At 48.8% G+C, this 21,421-nt stretch carries 25 protein-coding genes and 1 tRNA gene; 22 read left to right on the top strand and 4 right to left on the bottom strand.

The genetic code is table 11. The annotated features are described in order from the left end of the window. Nucleotides 1-395, bottom strand: a 395-nt coding sequence (locus tag HPT30_RS14050; RefSeq protein ID WP_175371977.1) for a carbonic anhydrase, incomplete at its 3' end; no start/stop codon positions are given. Nucleotides 396-417: 22 nt separating this feature from the next. Next, nucleotides 418-792 (bottom strand): iron-sulfur cluster biosynthesis family protein, encoded by a 375-nt coding sequence (locus tag HPT30_RS14045; protein ID WP_175371976.1) that lies wholly within the window; start codon nt 790-792, stop codon nt 418-420. A 406-nt stretch (nt 793-1,198) separates the two neighbouring features. On the opposite strand from HPT30_RS14045, the gene HPT30_RS14040 reads away from it, so the two are divergent. From HPT30_RS14040 to HPT30_RS14000, 10 genes are all read left to right on the top strand, one after another. Next, nucleotides 1,199-2,716, top strand: coding sequence for a carboxypeptidase M32 (locus HPT30_RS14040; protein WP_175371975.1), 1,518 nt, complete (start codon nt 1,199-1,201; stop codon nt 2,714-2,716). 94 nt (nt 2,717-2,810) lie between these two features. Then, nucleotides 2,811-3,461, top strand: a complete 651-nt coding sequence (gene trhA, locus HPT30_RS14035) for a PAQR family membrane homeostasis protein TrhA (protein WP_175371974.1) — start codon at nt 2,811-2,813, stop codon at nt 3,459-3,461. 157 nt (nt 3,462-3,618) lie between these two features. Next, nucleotides 3,619-3,975, top strand: a complete 357-nt coding sequence (locus HPT30_RS14030) for a putative DNA-binding protein (RefSeq protein ID WP_175371973.1) — start codon at nt 3,619-3,621, stop codon at nt 3,973-3,975. Nucleotides 3,976-3,995: 20 nt separating this feature from the next. Next, nucleotides 3,996-5,381: a signal recognition particle protein gene (gene ffh, locus HPT30_RS14025; RefSeq protein ID WP_175371972.1), complete on the top strand. Its 1,386-nt coding sequence runs from the start codon at nt 3,996-3,998 to the stop codon at nt 5,379-5,381. Nucleotides 5,382-5,692: 311 nt separating this feature from the next. Next, complete coding sequence (gene rpsP / locus HPT30_RS14020) at nt 5,693-5,965, top strand: 30S ribosomal protein S16 (RefSeq protein ID WP_066362232.1); 273 nt, start codon at nt 5,693-5,695, stop codon at nt 5,963-5,965. A gap of 22 nt (nt 5,966-5,987) precedes the next feature. Continuing rightward, nucleotides 5,988-6,218, top strand: a complete 231-nt coding sequence (locus HPT30_RS14015; RefSeq protein WP_066362231.1) for a KH domain-containing protein — start codon at nt 5,988-5,990, stop codon at nt 6,216-6,218. A gap of 100 nt (nt 6,219-6,318) precedes the next feature. After that, on the top strand, nt 6,319-6,843 hold the full coding sequence (rimM, locus tag HPT30_RS14010; RefSeq protein ID WP_175371971.1) for a ribosome maturation factor RimM: 525 nt from the start codon (nt 6,319-6,321) through the stop codon (nt 6,841-6,843). Continuing rightward, nucleotides 6,843-7,640 (top strand): tRNA (guanosine(37)-N1)-methyltransferase TrmD, encoded by a 798-nt coding sequence (trmD, locus tag HPT30_RS14005; protein WP_175371989.1) that lies wholly within the window; start codon nt 6,843-6,845, stop codon nt 7,638-7,640. Before rimM ends, trmD begins: the two co-directional genes overlap by 1 nt. A 508-nt stretch (nt 7,641-8,148) precedes the next feature. Continuing rightward, complete coding sequence (locus HPT30_RS30405) at nt 8,149-8,280, top strand: hypothetical protein (RefSeq protein ID WP_281364492.1); 132 nt, start codon at nt 8,149-8,151, stop codon at nt 8,278-8,280. Nucleotides 8,281-8,507: 227 nt separating this feature from the next. Next, a complete protein-coding gene (locus HPT30_RS14000) occupies nt 8,508-8,684 on the top strand; it encodes a hypothetical protein (RefSeq protein ID WP_175371970.1) in 177 nt (58 codons plus the stop codon). A 170-nt stretch (nt 8,685-8,854) separates the two neighbouring features. Here the strand turns inward: HPT30_RS14000 and HPT30_RS13995 are convergent. After that, nucleotides 8,855-8,928, bottom strand: a tRNA-Pro gene (locus tag HPT30_RS13995). Between the two features lie 499 nt (nt 8,929-9,427). Between HPT30_RS13995 and HPT30_RS13990 the strand changes: the two genes are divergently transcribed. Next, nucleotides 9,428-9,658: a hypothetical protein gene (locus HPT30_RS13990; protein WP_175371969.1), complete on the top strand. Its 231-nt coding sequence runs from the start codon at nt 9,428-9,430 to the stop codon at nt 9,656-9,658. 105 nt (nt 9,659-9,763) lie between these two features. Here HPT30_RS13990 and HPT30_RS13985 read toward each other — a convergent pair whose 3' ends face one another. Further along, nucleotides 9,764-10,714: a DUF4097 family beta strand repeat-containing protein gene (locus HPT30_RS13985; RefSeq protein ID WP_175371968.1), complete on the bottom strand. Its 951-nt coding sequence runs from the start codon at nt 10,712-10,714 to the stop codon at nt 9,764-9,766. 243 nt (nt 10,715-10,957) lie between these two features. On the opposite strand from HPT30_RS13985, the gene HPT30_RS13980 reads away from it, so the two are divergent. The 11 genes from HPT30_RS13980 to HPT30_RS13930 all read left to right on the top strand — a co-directional run bounded on the left by HPT30_RS13980 (nt 10,958) and on the right by HPT30_RS13930 (nt 20,621). Next, nucleotides 10,958-11,245, top strand: coding sequence for a hypothetical protein (locus tag HPT30_RS13980; RefSeq protein ID WP_175371967.1), 288 nt, complete (start codon nt 10,958-10,960; stop codon nt 11,243-11,245). A 151-nt stretch (nt 11,246-11,396) separates the two neighbouring features. After that, nucleotides 11,397-11,741: a 50S ribosomal protein L19 gene (rplS, locus tag HPT30_RS13975; protein WP_066362226.1), complete on the top strand. Its 345-nt coding sequence runs from the start codon at nt 11,397-11,399 to the stop codon at nt 11,739-11,741. 319 nt (nt 11,742-12,060) lie between these two features. Then, nucleotides 12,061-12,681 (top strand): signal peptidase I, encoded by a 621-nt coding sequence (lepB, locus tag HPT30_RS13970; RefSeq protein ID WP_175371966.1) that lies wholly within the window; start codon nt 12,061-12,063, stop codon nt 12,679-12,681. A gap of 39 nt (nt 12,682-12,720) precedes the next feature. Then, on the top strand, nt 12,721-13,605 hold the full coding sequence (gene ylqF, locus HPT30_RS13965; RefSeq protein WP_175371965.1) for a ribosome biogenesis GTPase YlqF: 885 nt from the start codon (nt 12,721-12,723) through the stop codon (nt 13,603-13,605). A gap of 202 nt (nt 13,606-13,807) precedes the next feature. Further along, complete coding sequence (gene rnhB, locus HPT30_RS13960; RefSeq protein WP_175371964.1) at nt 13,808-14,452, top strand: ribonuclease HII; 645 nt, start codon at nt 13,808-13,810, stop codon at nt 14,450-14,452. 85 nt (nt 14,453-14,537) lie between these two features. After that, a complete protein-coding gene (locus HPT30_RS13955) occupies nt 14,538-16,730 on the top strand; it encodes a TP0910 N-terminal domain-containing protein (RefSeq protein ID WP_175371963.1) in 2,193 nt (730 codons plus the stop codon). Further along, nucleotides 16,727-17,026: an EscU/YscU/HrcU family type III secretion system export apparatus switch protein gene (locus HPT30_RS13950; RefSeq protein ID WP_175371962.1), complete on the top strand. Its 300-nt coding sequence runs from the start codon at nt 16,727-16,729 to the stop codon at nt 17,024-17,026. The genes HPT30_RS13955 and HPT30_RS13950 overlap by 4 nt, the downstream gene beginning before the upstream one ends. Further along, nucleotides 17,026-17,412, top strand: coding sequence for a YraN family protein (locus HPT30_RS13945; protein WP_175371961.1), 387 nt, complete (start codon nt 17,026-17,028; stop codon nt 17,410-17,412). Before HPT30_RS13950 ends, HPT30_RS13945 begins: the two co-directional genes overlap by 1 nt. Before the next feature lie 125 nt (nt 17,413-17,537). Next, nucleotides 17,538-17,951: a hypothetical protein gene (locus HPT30_RS13940; RefSeq protein WP_175371960.1), complete on the top strand. Its 414-nt coding sequence runs from the start codon at nt 17,538-17,540 to the stop codon at nt 17,949-17,951. 40 nt (nt 17,952-17,991) lie between these two features. Beyond that, the gene (locus tag HPT30_RS13935) at nt 17,992-18,501 is read left to right on the top strand and encodes a metallophosphoesterase (protein ID WP_175371959.1); all 510 of its coding nucleotides are present in this window, start codon (nt 17,992-17,994) and stop codon (nt 18,499-18,501) included. A gap of 230 nt (nt 18,502-18,731) precedes the next feature. Beyond that, nucleotides 18,732-20,621 (top strand): YifB family Mg chelatase-like AAA ATPase, encoded by a 1,890-nt coding sequence (locus HPT30_RS13930; RefSeq protein ID WP_175371958.1) that lies wholly within the window; start codon nt 18,732-18,734, stop codon nt 20,619-20,621. Nucleotides 20,622-21,421: the final 800 nt, after the last annotated feature.

Genomic DNA, 21,421 nt, shown 5'->3' with positions numbered 1-21,421 from the left:
TTGATCCCGGAATTTTCGAGGGTGGATAACACTTCTTCGGAGACTCCGCGCTCCTTGATATGGCCGATCATCGTGTCGGGATTCAGGGATGCCATGCCGCATTCATAGTGGCCCACAACGATGACTTCATCCGCATTCAGCTCGTATAGCGCAACCATAACACTACGCATAACACTGCCGAATGGTTGGGAGATAATGGCGCCGGCATTTTTAATAACTTTGACATCACCGTTCTTGAAATTCATTGCTTTAGGCAGCAGTTCTACTAGACGTGTATCCATACAGGTAATTACCAGCGTTTTTTTAGCCGGGTACCGACCGGTGAGGTAGGCTTCATATTCTTTGTTTTCTACGAATTTTTTATTATGTTCTAGAATGTCGGATACTTGGCTCATGTTCTTTGTTCCTCCTTGGGGTTTAACGGGTAATTTCCGCCGGGCATGCTGCTCCTTCACCAGGAAGCGGGGCTTCTGTACCTCGTATATCTCTTATTAGTATATTTTTTCCGTAAATCTGTGAATCGCTATCCAGCTTAAATGAAGTGAACCGTTCTTCGCCATCCAGCCGCATTTTGTCTTCATAGAAGATTTCCTGCTGCCGACTGACGATGAAAGGAAGGCCGCCAGCGTCGATCCTGAGATCTTCGGGACCAGCTTGATCCACGATCAGGAGTACGTTGATGCCGTCACAGCCGCACCCTTGCGTATCATAAAAGAGCTTGAAAATACCTGGCTGATCTCCAAGCCTTTCTTTCAATTTCCTCTCCGCTAAGGGTGTAACTTGAATGATCAATGCCTTTCACGCTCCTTTAGCATAATGTGAAGTCCAGTTGGCTTCGAGTAGTGTAATCAAAGTATTTCAAATTAGAGAGTTCAAGCTCTGAAACTGATTATACGGATTATAATAAACAGTAGTCAATATTCTAAAGTATTCTTAGTTTTTTCGAACTGTGGTCAATATATTCACCCTTGTGATGGAACAGAAAATGATTTCCACCTCCTATTTTTGAAATACTACAGAAAAATAGTTGAGGATACAATATGCAATTATTCTAATTCAATGAAGGCAGGACCGCTGCTTTTAAATAATGCCTACTAACTTCATTTAGCTATATTCTTGTAGGTAAAGTTGCTTATCAGTATTTAAAAAAGTATCATCAAGAGGAGCAGACAAAATAGAGAAAGCAGGTGCTCCATACATGGAACAACAAGTATCGCAAGAGTGGGAGAAATTCAGTGGTTTATTGTCTAAAATGAGCGGTTACCGCGAGGCCATCGGGCTTCTGCATTGGGATCTGCGTACAGGCGCACCGCGCAAGGGTGCGGAGATCCGTTCCCAGACTGTAGGGATGCTGAGTGGTGAATATTTCAGACTGGAGACCTCGCCCGAGATGGGGCAGTTCACCGAATATTTCAGCCGTCCTGATATTCAGAGTCAATTGAATGAGGTTCAGAATAAGATAGTGCATGATTGCCGTAAGGAATATGAGCGCTCTAAGAGCATTCCGCCGGAGAAATATGAGGAATATGCTGTATTGGCAGCTCACTCGGAAACGAAGTGGGAAGATGCCAAGGAGAACAGCGATTTTGCCGGCTTCGAGCCTTTCCTTACGAAGATTGTAGCCTTTAAGCAGGAGTTTATTGATTACTGGGGAGTAAATGGCACCCGCTACGACACTTTACTCGATATGTATGAGCCGGATTTGACGGTTGAGAAGGTTGATGAAGTGTTCGGTCGTCTGCGCAGCCGTCTCGTTCCGCTAGTAGAGAAAATCGCAGCTTCTCCAAACAAGCCGGACACAAGCTTTTTGCAGCAAATCTTCGAACAAGAGGGGCAGGAGCAATTTGGACTCTTCATCTTGAAGCAGATGGGTTATGACTTTGATGCCGGACGTCTGGACGAGAGTGTGCATCCTTTTGCCACAGGACTGAATCCGGGAGATGTGCGCATTACGACCAACTATATTCCTGATAATGTCACTAGCGCTGTGTTCAGCTCGCTACATGAAGGCGGACACGCCCTGTATGAGCAAAATATCAACCCCGAGCTTGTAGGCACACCACTCGCTCAAGGTGCATCCATGGGAATTCATGAATCCCAGTCCCGTTTGTGGGAGAACATGATCGGCCGCAGCCTGCCTTTTTGGGAGCGGTATTACAAGGATCTGCAGCACTACTTCCCGGTACAGCTTGCCGGTGTTGACGTTAAGGATTTCTACCGGGCCATTAACAGTGTGGACAATACGTTCATTCGCATTGAAGCAGACGAGTTGACCTACAACCTCCATATTATTGTCCGCTATGAAATTGAGAAGCTAATCTTCAATGAAGGACTTGCCGTGAAAGACCTGCCGCAGGTCTGGAATGCCAAGTACCAGGAGTATCTGGGGATTACCCCTCCAACCGATGCGCTGGGCGTATTGCAGGACGTGCATTGGTCGGGTGGAGACTTTGGCTATTTTGCCTCCTATTCGCTTGGGAACATGTATGCCGCTCAGATTCTGAACACGCTCCGTAAAGAGCTGCCAACGTTCGATGAACTGGTTTCGTCCGGCAACCTGCTTCCTATTAAGGAATGGCTGACTGACAAAATTTATCGGTACGGACAAAGTTTAACGCCTTCACAGATTATTGAGCAAGTAACTGGCGAACCACTGAACCCGGATTATCTGGCCGATTATCTGGAAGAGAAATACACAGCGCTCTATCAACTGTAAGCCATAAGACAGGCGCGGGGGTCATCCGGCAGAGTGGAATGGCACCCGCGGAACGGCTATAATAGAAGGAAACCGCAAACGGAAGGATTTGGGTATGGCAAATACGTATACTTACAGTCGCCGGGAAGAGGTCGCAAATGCGATTACGCATGGAATCGGTACGGTCCTTAGTGTAGCCGCGCTGGTCCTGCTTGTTGTTTTTGCAAGTTTGAAGGGAACGGCTTGGCATGTGGTCAGTTTCTCCATTTATGGAACTACCATGCTGCTTCTGTATCTCAATTCAACATTGGTTCATAGCCTCAAAGAGGGTAAGGCGAAGGATTTGTTCGAATTTTTCGATCATTCTTCCATTTACTTGTTCATCGCGGGAACGTACACTCCGTTTCTGCTGGTAGCTATTCGAGGGACCCTCGGCTGGTCGTTGTTTGGCATTATTTGGGGAATTGCTGCTTTCGGTGTGTTCTTCAAGGCCTTTTTCGTCAAAAAGTTTCTGTTCATGTCCACCGTCTTCTACATTGCCATGGGCTGGCTGATCGTGATCGCCTGGAGCCCCTTGTCAGCTGTAGTGGCTAGTGGAGGGATGACGCTGTTGGTTGCCGGCGGTATCTTGTATACCTTGGGGACGGTCTTCTATGTATGGCGTGCGTTCCCGTTCCATCATGCCGTCTGGCATGTCTTCGTGCTGGCAGGCAGTGTGACACACTTCTTCGCCGTGTTGATTTACTTGCTGCCCATCCGTTTATAAAGAGCAAAAATCGCATACATGGGGCATACATGGCAACAAATTTGCTTAAAGAAAAAGATGACAAGCAAAAAAGCTTGACATCTTTCTTTGTTTTGGGTAATATAAGGGACGTTGTGAAGCTGTAAAGTGTTTTTCCTTGACGAAGGGAGTGCCCTTAATGAGTCAGGAGAATAGGCTCGAGAAAACGAATCGAATCAATTTGCTTTTCGCTTTTTACGAACGGCTGCTTACGGATAAGCAGCAGACGTTCCTTAAATATTATTTTCACGACGATTTCTCCTTGGGTGAAATCGCCGCTGAGTTTGATATCAGCCGCCAGGCGGTGTACGAGCATATCAAGCGGGCGGAACAGGTTCTGGAGAATTATGAAGAGAAGCTCGGTTTGCTGGTGAAGCATGAGACCCGTAGCCGATATTTGGAAGAATTGCGCAGACTGCCGGATGATGGGATGCTGCCTGAGCAATATAAAGTGCGGTTCATGGACATTGTGGATCGTTTGCAGAGGTTAGAATAGCATGAAGGGAGGAACTGCATATGGCGTTTGAAGGTTTGACCGGAAGGTTGCAGAATGTATTCAGCAAGCTTCGCGGCAAGGGTAAGGTATCCGAAGATGATGTCAACGAAGCCATGCGCGAAGTGCGGCTGGCCCTGCTGGAAGCGGACGTTAACTTCAAGGTCGTCAAGGACTTTGTGTCCAAGGTGAAAGAGAAGTCCGTCGGCAAGGAAGTTATGGATAGCTTTACGCCCGGCATGGTCATTATCGACATCGTTAACAAAGAGCTGACTGAGCTGATGGGCGGAAGCCAGGCGAAGCTGGCCAAGTCGAACAAGCCACCGACCGTGATTATGATGGCGGGTCTGCAAGGGGCGGGTAAGACCACCACTTCAGGCAAGCTGGCAAAATTGCTACAGAAGGGCAATCACCGTCCGCTTCTGGTAGCGTGTGATATTTACCGCCCGGCAGCGATCAAGCAGCTTGAAGTGCTTGGTGAGCAGATCAAGGTTCCAGTGTTCTCGCTGGGAGACAAGATCAGCCCGGTAGAAATCGCTAAGCAAGGCCTACAGCATGCCAAGGACAACAACTTGGATTATGTCATCATCGATACCGCAGGCCGCCTGCATATTGATGAAGCGTTGATGGAAGAGCTGAAGCAGATTCACACGGCTTTGACTCCTGATGAAGTGTTGCTCGTCGTTGACGCCATGACAGGTCAGGACGCCGTTAACGTCGCAGATAGCTTCAACAAACAGCTTGAACTGACTGGTGTTGTGCTGACCAAGCTGGATGGTGACACCCGTGGTGGTGCTGCATTATCCGTCAAAGCTGTTACTGGCTGCCCGATCAAGTTCGCCGCGCTAGGCGAGAAGATCGACGCGCTGGAGCCGTTCCATCCGGAGCGGATGGCTTCTCGTATCCTCGGCATGGGTGACATGCTGTCGCTGATTGAGAAAGCCCAAGCGAACATTGATACAGAGAAAGCCAAGGAAATGGAACGTAAGATGCGTAATGCAGAATTTACGTTCGACGATTTCCTTGAGCAAATGGATCAGGTTAAGAAGCTTGGCCCGATCGACCAGATCCTCGGTATGCTCCCTGGAATGAATCAGGCCAAGGGCATAAAGGACCTCAAGGTCGATGACAAGCAGATGGACCGTGTCGAAGCCATTGTTCATTCCATGACTAAGGCTGAGAAACAGCAGCCTGAGATCATCAATCATAACCGTCGCAAACGGATTGCAGCCGGAAGCGGCACCTCAGTTGCTGAGGTTAACCGTCTCATCAAGCAGTTCGACGAGATGCGTAAGATGATGAAGCAGTTCTCTGGTATGATGGGTGGCGGAGGCAAGGGCTCCAAGAAGAATGCCATGAAGCAGCTCAAAGCACTTGGCGGTAAAGGCATGAAGTTCCCTTTCCGTTAAGTTAATTATCCACAGTATAACGTAGGATAATTCTTCTTAGTCTTTAAGCTTTTGATTTTAATCTTTTGAACTTGTTGATTGTCCACAGTATAACGTCGGACAATCAATGGTCTTCCTAGATACAGTAAGTAATCAAGCGTGTCCCGCAAGGGACGATAAGCGCTCATGCATCTCCCGTCCTTAGGTACCGCCACTCTGAACACCTACGCTAGTTGCACTTAGCAGGTGTCCAGAGGGTGCAACCCTTTGGGGCCCTCCCTTGGAAGGGAGGGTTTGGGAGGGATCGATACTTTTATAAGGAGGTGAATTTCGTGGCAGTACGTATTCGTCTGAAAAGAATGGGTGCACATAAAGCGCCTTTCTATCGTGTAGTGGTTTCCGATTCCCGGTCCCCTCGTGATGGTCGTTTCATCGAGGAAATCGGTTACTATAACCCGGTTGAACAACCGGCAGTAGTGAAGATCGATGAGGAAAAAGCTCTTAAATGGCTTCAAACAGGTGCGCAAGCATCCGACACCGTTCGCAACTTGCTTTCCAAAGCTGGTGTGTTGAAGAAGTTCCATGAGCTTAAGAATCAGAAATAATGACTGATTGCGAGGGTCCTCTATGGAAGAATTAGTTGGTGTTATTGCTAAGGCTTTAGTGGATCATCCAGAGGATGTGGCCGTACGTATCGTGGAGAAGGATCACCTGATTGTCTATGAACTTTCCGTTCATCCTGATGATGTCGGCAAGGTCATCGGCAAGCAGGGTCGGATCGCCAAAGCGCTCCGTACCGTAGTCACATCTGCAGCAGTCAAGAGCGATAAGCGCGTAACCGTAGATATTTTATCTTAACTGATACGCACAAAGAGGGGCTAGGGATTGTATATCCCGGCTCCTTTTTGTTCAATTATATAAGAACGGATAAGTCTCACATGGTAAAGGAGAGGAATGTATGACCGAAGAATTAACCGTAGGCAGGCTTGTCAACACTCACGGCATTCGCGGGGAGATCAAGATTCTGTCTCATACGGATTTTCCGGATGTGCGGTTTGCGCCTGGCAAGAAGCTAATTGTGATTCCGGCAGATGGCAGCCCTAAATTTGATGTGATCGTAGACAGCGCACGGGAGCACAAGGGTATGTATATTGTTAGACTCAAAGGCTATACCAACATCAACCAGATCGAAAAGTACAAGGGAAGCATGCTTAAAGTGCCAAGTGATGATTTGGTAGAGCTGCCGGAGAACGAGTACTATTTTCACCAGATTGTAGGCTGTGATGTGTACACCGAAGACAATGACAGTCAGCCACTTGGGACAATCACTGAAATTCTTCAGCCTGGAGCCAATGACGTATGGGTGGTTAAGCCACCAAAAGGACAGGATATCCTGATTCCAGTCATTAACGATGTAGTAGTGGATGTTGACATCCAGGCTAAGCGTATTAAGGTCCGTTTGATGGAAGGTCTACTTCCATGATCAGAATTGATGTGTTGACGCTCTTTCCCGAGATGTGTGAAGGTGTCTTCGGCACAAGCATTCTGGGAAAGGCTCGTGAGAAAGGGATTGTGTCGCTGAACGCCGTGAACTTCCGTGACTTCTCCGGCAATAAGCACAATACCGTGGACGACACACCGTACGGCGGAGGTGGTGGGATGGTACTGAAGCCCGATCCAATCTTCGCAGCGGTGGAACATGTGCTGGCAGAGTCTACTGGTTCTACTGTTGTATCATCTGAGTATTCTACTGAGGGACACATGGATCAAGAAGGTACTAAACCACGAATTATTCTTATGTGCCCGCAAGGCAAAACCTACACTCAGCAGATTGCCGAAGAACTGGCACAGGAAGAACATCTGATCTTTATCTGCGGCCATTATGAGGGCTACGACGAGCGAATCCGGGAGCATCTAGTGACGGACGAACTGTCCATAGGCGATTACGTATTGACTGGGGGAGAACTCCCGGCAATGACCGTTATTGATTCGATCGTTCGCTTGCAACCGGGAGCGCTTGGCAATGAGACCTCAGCGGTGAGTGATTCGTTCAGCACAGGACTGCTGGAGTACCCGCATTATACTCGTCCAGCAGAGTTTCGTGGCTGGAAGGTGCCAGATATACTGCTCAGTGGTCATCATGCCAACATTGAAACTTGGCGTCGGGAGCAAGCCTTGCAGCGAACACTGGAACGTCGTCCGGATCTCTTAGAGACTGCAGAGCTTACAGCGAAGGATCGGAAGACCCTGGAACGTCTGAAAAACGATGGTCAAGCCTGATTTGGAGAAAAGTTGCTCATATTTGTCATATTTAACGCCTCTTTAACGTAATATATAACGTTGAGGAGGCGTTTTTTGTGATGTCCGTTTCTGAAAGCATCCCAATATCGTTTTTCTAAAAAATGATATATATATATAAGATGAACAAAAGAAAGTAACAAAAAGCGAGAAGGAACGAAGGGGGAAGTTTGGAACTGTAGGAGCGAAGCGCTCGCCTGAAAGCTTTTCGCAGGAAAGCTCGCATCGGAAGCCTAAGCTGTCTCCAGATTTCAACCGCTAGAAGCGGTTATAAAGAGGAAATCTGGGGACAACAGCGACCGGAAGTCCAAACATTCCGCCGTAGTGACGACCGAGTCTTACGTGAGGATCATCTTAAGTTCATATTATATAGAAGAATCACATCAAAAGGGCCATTGTGCGTTGCAAGCTTATATTTGGGGTAATAAAGAGAGGTGCCGAAATAAACTATCCCGCTGAAAACGCAGCTAATTCAAGATAAGCGAAAGGAATGACTACAGTGACTACGACTACGAATACGCAGAAAGAATTCAAGCAGACCGTGGACGATGTCCAGCAGGAAGCGGAGCCGCTCCGCACGGTGAACGATATTATCGATTTCTATACGAATCGAAAATCCTAAACAAATGAATTCTTATCCGCATAATCAACTCCCTTAGTATAGCAAAACAATAAGACCATTAAAGCTAGACGATGACAATCGCTGCTTTAATGGTTTTATTAATATTAAGGTATGTTTCTGTGCAAAACATCATAGCTTTTAGGGGCAACTTGTCTCTTGTTATTTATTAGCAAAAACAGTACTATTATTATACCTATGCAACACCAAACCAAGGAGGGGCTGGTTGTATGGCTAAAAAGAGTAGCCTATTTATTAACGAAGGTGTGCTGCGCATCGCCATATTCATTATGCTGTCATCGCTTACGTATACGGTCCGCAACTATTCATGGGCAGTTACATTCCTTGTGCTTCTAGCCATTTACTCGCTTGTAACAGGTGTATTCAAGCTCTTTAAGGAGTCTTGAATAGGCTTACATGAATGTAGGCTAACCCTTCATGGGTTACGTACCGCTAACTAACATGTATCCTCGATTAACACATCACGACTGTTATCCTGGAGGTAAGCTTTAAAACCAAAAGCAGCACCGCTCAGGCTACGAAACCTGAAAGGTGCTGCTTTGTTCTTCTTCTGAAATCGGAGTAACAGGATTTGAACCTGCGACCTCGCCCACCCCAAGGGCGTGCGCTACCAGGCTGCGCTATACCCCGGCAAAGGTAGCTTGCTCGGCAATAAGGAAAATGTTCTAGGGTATATCCAATATATGTAATCTATAAACTATATATAACCCAAAATCGCTTGTCGTGCAAGTGAAAAATGAAATTTAGAGCAGATGTTTTTTAGTGATATGTAAACGTTAACAATATGAATCTAGTATTGATAAATTGTTAATAAATTGTATTGGATATTTTACAAAGGCTGTGCTATACTCTTGGCACAAGGAAAGGAGGTGCGTTCACATCAAGCATGACATGTTGAGCGTATCCCTTACCCGGACCAACGGCTAATATCATTAGCTTTGGTGGCGCGGGATACGGATCAAAGTTTTAAACTAGCGCCTTGGGTAGAAAGACCGTCTTCGGACGGTCTTTTTTATGTTTTCTACTTATATTTAAGGCTACCTTGTCTTCTGATACCTGTCACTTCGCCGTTACCGGCTGATCCCTCCCCTCATAAAATACACTACTACGAATGAGGAGGAGTTATTTGGTGGAGGCTTATCATAACTGTTTGCGCTGCATGAATAGACGCGTGCGAATTTTGACTGTAGATGGACAGCGGCATGAGGGAGTTATCGTGAATGTTGACAGAAATAATGTTTATTTAAAAAGTGATGGAGCTGACAGGGTGCAGACGTCAGCATTTTTCGGAAATCCTTTTGCTGCCAATGATATTTTGGTCCTGAGCTTGTTTACGCTGCTCGCTATCGCGCTGGTATAAGGAATTAGGCTGCAAAAGACCGCCCCTCGTGATGAGTGGCGGTCTTTTGCAACTGCTTAGGCATATGGCCGGAGGGCTGCAAGAGCCTCATAGCCAGAGTTAATGTTACTTGTGAACGGTTATTGCGCCAATATCAGAGCTTAGGGAGACCAGCGGCCCGCCGTTACCCACCGTGCTCTTTCCTTTGGCAGCTCCTTTGATCTGACCGATCTCACTGGCGGTCTCGAGACTGTAGTTCAAACCGTCGGCCAGGGTAGCTGTAATGGCTCCGACATCCGTCTTGGCTTTCAGGCTGCTTCCTTCGTTGAGGGTGGCTATGTTCAGAGTAATGCTCCCTGTATCGGACTCAATGGTGGACTTGCCGGCAATCGTAGCATCGCTAATGTGGATAGCTCCTACGTTGGTGCTCACCCGGTACGTTCCTTGCAAACCGCTCAGCTGGATTTCACCGACATCGTTAGAAACCTGGTACATATCTACGCTCTTTGGAACCTCAATGACATAATCAATGCTGAAATCAGAAGAGCCATACTTGCGCTGTGCCCAGCTCCACAGATCTTTCTTAGGAGCGTCTTTGGCATGGGTGGAGATGATTAGTTTATCTCCGCTGGTCTGAACAGAAACCTCGGCGTTGTCGAGGATTTCCTGACGTTCTTGCTCGCTGTTGAAGTTTTTATAGGACTGAACCGTGGCCTTTACGTTAATTTGATCTCCACCAACGGCCCTTAGCGCTATGGCACCTACGGAATTTTCGATACTAAGCGCGGATGCAGACCCGATTGTCTGAGATACCTGCAGTTCCTTGGTTATGCTGCCTTCCTTGAAGCCTGCCACGACTTTATCTGCTGTATCCTGTGCGGCTTGTGTAACAGCTGCTGCAGCTTGGCCCAGCCCTTGCTTTACAGCCTCACCGAGGTTTTGTTCCACGCCATCCGGCTGGGATTGTTCCGATTCCTGGTTTACTTTGGCTTTGCCGGGCAACTCCGTGCATCCTGCCAGCAATGTTAAGGATACAACGGCGAGTGCTGCGATCATTTTTGGACTATTTTTTTTCATATGTATGGCTCCCCCTTGAAATTGTAAAGACCCTGCACTGCTAATTCGCTCAGTCAATACGTATTATAATTAGTATAACTGTTATGGGAATTTATTGAAAACAGGCTGTGGGCGGGTTGTCATCCTAGACCTAAGACTAGGCATAGGACCCCAACTGTAATTGAGCTTCTAGATGTGATAAAATCAGTTCATATGAAGCTTAGCTGCGGGTTCATCCAAAACAAATCAGGGAGGGAATAGCGAATGGCTTATATTGTTGGCCTTATTGTTTTGCTGGTGTTGACCGGGGTGTATGTTATATTCCTAAACCGAACTGCCAAACGCAAGAATGAGCGCAGTGGGATGAACAGCAAGGTCATCTCAATGGAAAGCCACCGCAGAGCGAAGCATTCCTCCGGCGAACAGCTATGCTCCTCCTGCAAAAAGAAAAACGGTAAGCTGATCTTTTATGCCCAAGATAATGGAACTGTGGTCGGTTTGTGCAAGGATTGCAAAGCTCAGGCCAAGAAACGTGACATGTTGCCGCTTTAAAATAAAAATAAGTATATGTTGAAATGGCCCGTCTTTTATGATATTATTACTTTTGTTGTGTGGAATACGGTGGTCCGCTGTCGATAATGAGGGAGAGCCAAGATCTCTCCGGAAGAGGCATGAACACCTGTACGGAAGGAGGAAGTCCTTAATGAGTATCCTACAAGAAATTACCCAAGAGCAACTTCGCAAAGATATCCCGAGTTTTCGCCCGGGTGACACTTTGAAAGTGCACGTAAAAGTTATCGAGGGAACTCGTGAGCGTATCCAGTTGTTCGAAGGCGTTGTAATTAAACGTCGCGGCGGTGGAATCAGTGAGACTTTTACGGTTCGTAAAATTTCTTACGGTGTTGGTGTGGAAAGAACATTCCCTATCAACTCGCCTAAACTCGAGAAAATCGAAGTGGCTCGTCGCGGTAAAGTTCGTCGTGCGAAGCTGTACTATCTTCGTGAACTGCGCGGTAAAGCTGCGAGAATTAAAGAAATCCGTCGCTAGAATTAGTGACAAAGGGAAGGGGCTTGAATTCAAGCCCCTTTCGTTTTACCATGAGAGTATTAAGTATATGGATTTTCAGGCTGTTTCCTGAGATTACAGGGAGAATAATCATTTAGGATGGATTCGGCAGCATTTCAAAGAGACACTCTGTCTGGCTGGAGTACTCTCATTCAATTTGTATACAATGCATCAGAGATATAGAGCGCTGGGGATCGGCTTCTCCGAAAAGGCCTCCTGAAGGAGTAACTATGGAGGGGTTTTTGGCAGGAGTTTTTTTGTGTTGTATAGTTAGTGTAGCATAAAGAGAGGATGGTGAACTATGCAGCAGGATTTGCAGCAGGGTCAAGGGGAGTCCGAAGAGTCCACTCGGCAGAACCCACCCAAGCAGAAAAATGAGGTATTGGAATGGATTAAGGCAATAGCGATTGCATTAGTTCTGGTTATTCTGATCCGCTGGCTTTTGTTCAAGCCGTTTATTGTAGACGGACCTTCCATGCGGCCTAATTTTCACACCGGTGAGCGGGTAATCGTCAATGAGATACTGTACGACATTCGTTCTCCGCAGCGGGGAGAAGTCATTGTATTCCACGTTCCATCCGAAGGTCGCGACTTTATTAAGCGTGTAATCGGGGTGGCCGGTGATACGGTGAAGGTTGAAGGGGATGTCGTTACAGTTAACGGCAAACCTGTGAATGAAACTTACATTCAGGGTGCTATTGATGAGGCGCATAAGAATAACACGCTGTACAATAATAAGAACTTCCCTAATGAAGATTTTACGGACGGTACGGTACCTGAGGGTCATGTCTTCGTAATGGGAGATAACCGTTCAGACAGCACAGATAGCCGAATGATTGGTTATGTGCCGCTGGGTGATATTGTCGGCCGTGCGGATCTAATCTTCTGGCCGGTGAAGGATATTACCTGGATTAATCATTAAAAAGAATGACACAGAGATGAATCAAAGGAGGTGACGGCAATGGCCATTCAATGGTTTCCTGGTCATATGACGAAGGCTAGACGACAAATCGAAGATAAGCTGAAGCTAATTGATGTGGCGATAGAGCTGCTCGATTCCCGTCTGCCGCTTTCCAGCCGCAATCCGATGATTGACGATATTTTGCGGGATAAGCCCAGATTGATTATTTTGAACAAAGCAGACTTAGCCGATCCTGAGGCCACACGGAAATGGCTGGAGTATTTCAAGGCGCAGGGGCACGTAGCTTATCCTGTGGATGCTTCTACCGGAACAGGTGTCAAGGATATCCCTGAGCAGGTCAAGCTGCTGCTGAAAGAAAAGATTGATCGTCAGATTGCTAAAGGGATGAATCCGCGTCCGATGCGTGCACTGATCGTCGGTATTCCCAATGTCGGAAAGTCTACTCTGATTAACCGGATGGCAGGACGCAATATTGCTGCTACTGGGGACCGTCCTGGTGTTACTAAAGGACAGCAGTGGATCAAAACAGGCGGAAATCTGGAGCTGCTGGATACCCCTGGTATTTTGTGGCCTAAATTCGAGGACCAGAATGTTGGTTATCGTCTTGCCGTAACAGGGGCAATCAAGGAAGAAATTCTGAATGTCGAAGACATTGCTTTTTATGCGGTGAAGTATCTGGTGAAGGATTATGGTTCCAGATTCAAGGAGCGGTTCGGCGTAACTAAGCTTCCAGAGGATCTGGAGAATCCTGATGAGATTGTAGCCGTGATGGAAGCCGTCGGACGTAAGCGCGGTTGTCTGGTTAGCGGCGGCAGGGTTGATCTGGAAAAGGCTTCCCGTACGCTGCTGCACGAACTTCGTGCCGGCAAGCTCGGACGATTCACGTTGGAAGTGCCGGAAGACCAAGGTAGCTTGCAAATATAGAAGACCGGGTATGGACGAGCCATCCGCTTAGCGGGTGGCTTTTTTTGATCCAATCGAGTGGGAAGGGCTCAACATGTAGGTACTTTTTATAAGGATTCTAAGGAGATGCTGTATTATTTTATAGGTTTTCGCAAGGGTAATCCTGTGTTAAGCTGGCTTAAAAGAAGAGTAGGCAGTTTTTTTTATAATATTAATAGAATAGATGACTGGTGGGTGTAGAAGCGTGAGTATCGATATGTTGCTGTATGAAAAGGAAGGCTGGGAGCAGTCGTATCAGCGGATTGCTGGTGTAGATGAAGTAGGAAGGGGCTGTCTGTTCGGGGACGTCGTTGCTGCGGCGGTGATCCTGCCGGAAGGCTTGATCATTGAAGGCGTGGATGATTCCAAGAAGCTGTCTGCCAAGAAGAGGGATGCTCTGTTTGAGCTCATTATGGAGCAGGCGCTGGCGGTTGGTGTAGGTCATGTGGATGCTACCGTTATAGATGAGATTAACATTAAACAGGCGTCCAGGCTGGCGATGAGAAAAGCGGTGGAGGGTCTGAACCACTCCCCTGATTATATGCTGGTCGATGCAGAAAAGGTAGATCTGCCGCTGCCGCAGCGGGCCATAATCAAAGGGGATGCCAACAGTCAATCCATTGCCGCAGCTTCCATCGTAGCGAAAGTGACGCGGGACAGGCTGTGTGAAGGTTTGTGGGAAGAATTATACCCGAACTACGGCATTGCGATACATAAAGGTTATGCGACCAAGCTGCATCGTGAACAGATTACAGCGCTCGGTCCGACACCGATGCACCGGCGCAGTTTTATCGGTAGAATTCTGGCAGAGCAGCAGACGTTGTTCTAGTTGGTCATGAGCCCGCAGTTTGTTCTTATAAAAGAATGATTTTTTCCGATATATATGTAAAAGAACAACTGGAGGAGGGCAAAAGATGAATATCGGTTCACTGATCCGTGGGCTGCTTGGTGACAGCAAGCCGGGTGAGCCCAAGTCTGTGGAATTAAAGGAAGGTCAGGTCGTTCGCGGTGTGGTTCTAAGCGTATCTGATTCGGGAAAAGAGGCTGTGGTGCAAATTCAGGGTGCCCCTGTCCGGGCGGAGCTGGAGACACCGCTTCAACCGGGGCAGACGTTGAATCTGCAAGTAGCTCCTCCTGGAGAAAACGGATTGCCGGTTCTAAAGCCGGTCTCCCCTGGGCAAACGGCTACCCCGCAGAGTATGGGTGAAGCATTGGAATCGCTTGGATTGACGGATGCCAAAGCTGGACGGGAGATTGTGCTGGCGATGCAGACCGGAGGTCTGGCATTAACAAAGGAAACGGCTGCAAAGCTGAATATGATCATGAATGCCAAGCCACCCGGTGTTCCAGTAGAACAGTGGCTGGAAGCGGCCGTGATCTCTGTTAAAAGAGGACTACCTGTAACGGCTGAAAGTGTGAGAGGGCTGCAGCAGGCTGTGTTTGGTCCTCCATTACACCAATTGTTATCAGCGCTCGAGGAACAATTGAACCTGTGGGCAGAACAGGGGGCCAGCAAAGCGGGCGCAGAAGGCAAGGGAGCAGCGGTTCCGCCAAACCCGGGAACTGCGAACGGTATGAATGCTGCCCCGGCATCCGTTGGTAACTCTCAGCTGGAGGGAGGAGCTTCCCAAGGCAAGAATGTGGGTACAGCTGCCATACCAGTTGCAGACAATGGGGCTGGTAAAGCAAATGGAGCGATAGCGACGACTGGTACTTCTGCTGATGTTGAAAGTGCTGCTAATCCGAGCACGTCGGGAACGACAGGAACTGGAGTCAATTCAGCGGGCACAAGTAACGCCGGAACTTCCGCTGGCAGTTCTGCACCGTTGAATGGCAGCGTTAATGCCGGTGGGAGCGGAGGGGCTGCATCGGTGGCTGTGGATCAAGCTTCTGTATTGACGGGGGTTGCCACTGGGGGTGGCGAAGAGGAGAGCCCGGGGGTTAATGTTGCTAGAAGCAATGAAGCATCGACGCCAAAAGCTTCTGCAGCCGCGTCTTCTGCCGGGGCAGAGGCAGTTGGTGCCGCCGAAGAAGAGGCGGCACCGAATAGCGCCGCGAAGCTCAGCGGCGCAAGCGATGGGCCTGCTGGGTCTGCAGCAGGCAAGCTGACGGCCGGACCGGCAGAGCCGTCCGGCACTGCCCTGCTCGCGAAGCTGCAGGGCGTACTGTCCGAGCTGCGCAGCACGCTGCCGCAGCTCACAGCTGCCCCGCCCGCTAGCGCGGCGGGCGGTCCCCAAGCCCCTGCGGCTGATACGCCGCTGGGGCAGATCGCCCCGCCTCCAGCTGCGGCGGGGCAAGAGCCCGCGCTGGCAGCGCCGCGCGGGGAACGGCATGCTGCGGCAGTGACGCCGCAGCCGGGCACCGCCCCGGCCCACGACACTGAGTCGTGGGTGGGGCGGGTGCTGAAGCTGCTCGGTGCGGAGCACGAGCAGCAGGCCGTCCGCGGCAGCGGCGCAGCCGCCGCGGAGGTGCGCCCCGCGGCCGTGCCACTGGCGGCCGCGGGAGGGCGTGAGGCCCAGCTGCCGCAGGCGCTGGGCGGGGCGTCCGGCGCCGGGCATGACGGCGCCGAGACGCTCAAGGGCGTGCTGCTGCAGGTGATGGGCAGCAGCGAGGTTCCGCCCGCGGTCAAGGAAGCCGCGGGCCAGTTAGTGCAGCAGCTGACCGGGCAACAGCTGCTGCTGAATACAGACCGCACGGCTCCTTTTGCCCAGGTCACCCTGTTCCTGCCTCTTCATGGACAGGATGGTCAAGAGACGGCCTCTGTCCATATTCAATCCCGGCGGGGACGCAAAGGGGAACTGGATGCGGCGAATTGCCGGCTCTGGTTCGATTTGGATATGAAGCAGCTCGGGCAGACTCTGGTTGACGTGCAGGTGGTGAATCGTATTGTCAGCCTGAAGATGCACAACAACCATCCGGCGGTGCTGGAATTGCTGGAGCAGCGGCGTGACGATATCGGGGTGGCTGTGGAGTCGATAGGCTATCAATTATTGTCTTTAAGAACAGAGCCGTTACCGGAGAAGAGCTTGGCTGACCATTCAGATAGTGGCAGCAAGCTGGCTGACTATGTCCCGGATTCGTACAAAGGAGTAGATTACCGTATATGAATGAGCCTGAGAATGAAATCCGGCAAAATTTTAAAAAGGCAGTTGCGCTGAAATATTCCCCTGATCAGGCCGAGGCTCCAGTCGTGGTCGCCAAGGGACAGGGCGTTGTTGCGGATATCATTCTTCAGAAGGCCAAGGAGAGCGGTGTAGTTATCCAGGAGGATGCGGCGCTGGTCGAGGTACTCTCCAAACTGGATCTGGATCAGCAGATTCCGCCCGAACTGTATCAGCTGGTGGCGGAGATATTAAGCTTTGTCTACCAGAGCGACCGTGCTGCATCGGAGCTGGAACTATAATGGAGAGCGGAGCTTCAGGAATACCTTATAACCGCAAGCAAAAGGGTGCCGCTGCCGAGGCGGCGGCGGTATATTACTTGTCCTCTCAGGGATACATCATTGTAGAGCGTAATTGGCGCTGCCGAAGCGGTGAGATTGACATCATAGCAGAGCACGAGGGTAGCCTGATCTTTGTAGAGGTCAGAAGCCGAAGTGGAACGCTGCGGCAGGGTACACCAGAAGAATCGGTCAATGGTCGTAAGATCCAACAGGTACGCAATATGGCACTAATTTATCTGCATATGACAGGTCAGGAGGAGCGACGGATTTTGTTTGATGTGATCGCTGTTTGGTTGCAGGAAGATCTTAGCGTAGCTTCCATGACCCATATCCGTGGGGCGTTTTAACAAGGCTTGTTTCCCGGTTACATCAAGAAGCCATTCCGGAGCCTCTGCACAGGTGGGTCATTTCTGAAAAGAAATGGGTAAACATTAGTGTAACTTTTCATTAGCACCACGAGGAGGGCTTCCCATTGAAGAACCAGCCACTAGAGATACAGGTGAATTTTGCATGTCAGCATTGCGGACAGAAGCTTGAAGCCAAATTGGGTGCCGAGCCAATGTCAATTGTTTGCTGTAGCCAGTGCAGCAAGACCTTTACCGTCATGCGGCCGGCCATTTCCGAAGAAATACTGATTGATTGGGAGAATGAAGCCCTGTTTCAGAAAATACGCGCTGAGAAGACCCAGAGCAGTAATAGCAGTCTCTTGGCACTTATTATAAGAGTTATAGAATTGCTGACCTGGCGGGACAAGGGTAATGGACAGGTAGAAGCCATTAAGGAAATGCGCGGCTGGCTGATTGAGAATGAAAGTGTACCTCCTTTGGAAGAATTAATTCAGATGGATATGCAAGACCGGATAAACAGGCGGGATTTCGGAAAATAACCGGCAGAACCTATATTTATTCAGGAAAAGAGGACGGATAATGGCAAAAGTATTTTTTACCTCTGATCATCATTTTGGTCATAAGCTGATTATTGACTTTGAGTCCCGGCCGTTTGCCGATGTCGCCCAAATGAATGAGAGCATGATCGCAAGCTGGAATACTGTCGTCGCTCCGGAGGACAAAGTGTTTCATCTGGGAGACTTCTCTTTTCTAAACAAAGAAGACACCAGCAGCATTGTTGCCCGGCTGAACGGGTACAAAACCCTCATTTTAGGTAACCATGACCGTGGACGAAGCCGCAATTGGTGGCTGGAGACGGGATTCCATGAAGTTAGCGAATATCCGATCATCTATAAGGACTTCTTTTTTCTCTCCCATGAACCGATGTACATGAACAAGCATATGCCTTACGTAAATGTGCACGGTCATATTCATGGGCAGAAATATGAAGGGAAAAATCATTTCAATATATGTGTAGAACACTGGGATTATCGCCCGCTTTCCTTTGAACAGATTAGAGATTCTGTTGTAGTTAGCGAAGAAGGATAATGACGAAGTGTTTTGCATATTTATGCAAGTTCGAGTCTTTTTACATGGGTGCGAGGAATGTTAGATGGGGACAACCTTCAGAAGCAGATTGCTTAAGGACAGCAATTGAATTTATAATGAACCTTAACCATGAAAATCATAGGATTTACCGGAAAATTAGGAAGCACCTATTTTCTTGAAACGATAGCGCCTGTTAAGGGCATATTTCAAGAGGAGAGGTGTTTTTTGTTATGTACGGAAAGATTTATAGTGCCTGTTTGTATGGAATAGAAGGCATCATGATTGGCGTTGAGATCGATATTGCGGATGGATTACCCCAAACGACTATTATCGGATTACCTGATTCAGCAATTCGTGAAGCTGTGGAACGAGTACGTGCTGCCGTTAAAAATTGCGGGTACCGCTATCCGCAGCAGCGGATCACGATTAATCTGGCCCCCGCAGATCTGCGCAAGGAAGGTTCTGCCTTTGATCTGGCCATCGCTGTCGGCATACTGGCGACTAGCGGTCAGCTTGTCATGCCCACAGCATCAGAAATGCTGTTGCTTGGCGAACTTGCACTTGATGGCAGCATAAGACCCGTGAATGGTGTGCTGCCTATGGTTGAGGCTGCGCGCAGTGCCGGTTTACGGTCTGTGCTGCTGTCCCGGGACAACGCTGCAGAAGCCGCGCTGATCAGTGGAATGACTATTTACGCTGCTGACCATTTGCGAGATATCCCTGAACCGGATACAGGAGAGAGCGTTCAGATCAAGAATAGTACACAGATTAAGAATAGTGCACAGATTAAGAGAAGTACGCTGATTCAGCAGGCTCATTCAGCCGGGGACAAGCAATATACTGATTTAATGACCACCGCACGATGCGATAATCATTATGACACAGACACAGACACAGACACAGACACAGACACAGACACAGACACAGACACAGACACAGACACAGACACAGACACAGACACAGACAATTTAGCTCACTCCAGAGGCAGAGGGGGTGCTCCCCAAGCAGAGCTTCCTTTTCCCGTAACCGTAGTTAATGGTCCTGCTGTAAGAGAACGCCCGCCAACAAAGGTGCTTTCTCTGGAGCATCTTAAATATACTCCCCGGAACCTCTCTTCCCGCGACTCTGAAGTAACAGAGAACGAAATGACTGAGGATTACAGTGATGTATTGGGACAGCAGCATGTCAAACGCGCGCTGATCATCGCAGCCGCTGGGATGCACAACATTATGCTTATGGGCCCTCCAGGAACAGGGAAAACCATGCTGATTAAGCGGTTGCCGGGTATTCTGCCATCCTTGAATGAACGGGAAGCGCTGGAGGTGACCAAAATTTTCAGTGCAGCCGGAAAGCTAAAGGATGCCGGAAACGGGCTACTGCGAACCCGTCCGTTCCGCTCTCCGCATCATACGATTTCGGCGGCAGGTCTGATCGGCGGCGGGGGCACGCCAAAGCCGGGTGAAGTCAGCCTTGCTCACCGCGGAATTCTGTTTCTGGACGAGCTTCCCGAATTCTCGCGAAATGTGCTTGAAGTGTTGCGGCAACCGCTTGAAGATGGAGTGGTCACGATAAGCCGGGCACGGGCGGCTTTCACTTTTCCGGCTCGTGTGATGCTGGCCGCATCGATGAATCCGTGCAGCTGTGGCTTTCTCGGAAGCGGGAATCCGCAGCAAGTATGCACGTGCAGCCCAGCCAAGATTGCAGCTTACCGGGCCAAGATTTCGGGGCCGCTGCTAGATCGAATTGATCTGCAAGTGGAGGTGCCACGTCCAAGAGAATGGGAACGGCAGGGACATGTACAGTCTTCCGCCGAGATGCGTGCTGAAGTGGCTGCAGCCCAAGCCATTCAGGCAGAGCGATACAAGCGGCTGCCGATCTCATGGAACAGCGAATTATCCGGCGCTGCCTTGCGCCGGTATGCCAAGCTAGGTCCGGCAAGTTCAGTGATACTATATGACATTCTGGAGAGTCTCGGACTCAGCATGCGTGCGCATGACCGGATCATCAAGCTGGCCCGAACCATCGCCGATCTGGCCGGAGCATCGGACATAGAATCAAATCACATCGCCGAAGCGGTTCAATACCGCAACTTGGACCGGCAGGTGACGGCCTTGGAATAACAATGTAGAGGAAGATTCCCAATCCTAAGTTATTGATTTGACTATATTAGTGAAATGAAGATTCAAACAGAAGATCAGACGTGATTCTAAGATACTGTTAATTATTCCGGTTTCTATGCAGTAGCTGGTGAAGTTAGGGCTTTAGGGGCAAACCGCGCCTCCCCTTTACCAGTCATCTTAACAGAGAAAAATGTTCTACTTCCCAAATTAAGTGCAATTTCGTACCTTATTTTTCTTGAATATAGGCAAAAGAAGTAAATAAGGGCATTTTTGTATCTTAATTTTCGAAAAAGTACCCTGAACGGGGTATTCTGGAAGATTTAAGCTACAATATTGCACTTAGTTGCCGCTAAGTCTTAGCTGCAGAGTATTTAAGGTACAAAAATGCCGTTAATTGCACTTCGGGAATAACTTCTAGACTTTGTTAATGTGTTCTATACAGCACGCGACCGGAAGTCCAAACATTCTACTGAAGTGACGAGCGAGCTTTACGTTCGGATCTTTAAGTTCTCCTTATAGAGCAAGAAAAAAGACTCAACAACTACATTGCTTTCAAAAGGAACTGGTCAAACCATCTACATAACAGTAACCCCTTCCGTAGGCTGGAGTTTATTTATGGGAGCGAACGGACCGTATAGCTGCTAATGTTCACATGAAGTTGTCCTGAAAGATGGAGCGGACTCAGATGACGTTATTTCCTACAAAACAGCGAAAGCTGAACGGGATTTCTGCCCATAGGGTCTTTAGAGTCCGTTATCTTTCTAAATGGCTGGATGTATAGGCAATAAGGACTCTGAAGT

Source organism: Paenibacillus agri (assembly GCF_013359945.1).
Lineage (GTDB): Bacteria > Bacillota > Bacilli > Paenibacillales > Paenibacillaceae > Paenibacillus_AQ > Paenibacillus_AQ agri.
This window is presented reverse-complemented; position numbering and strand designations above follow the sequence as displayed.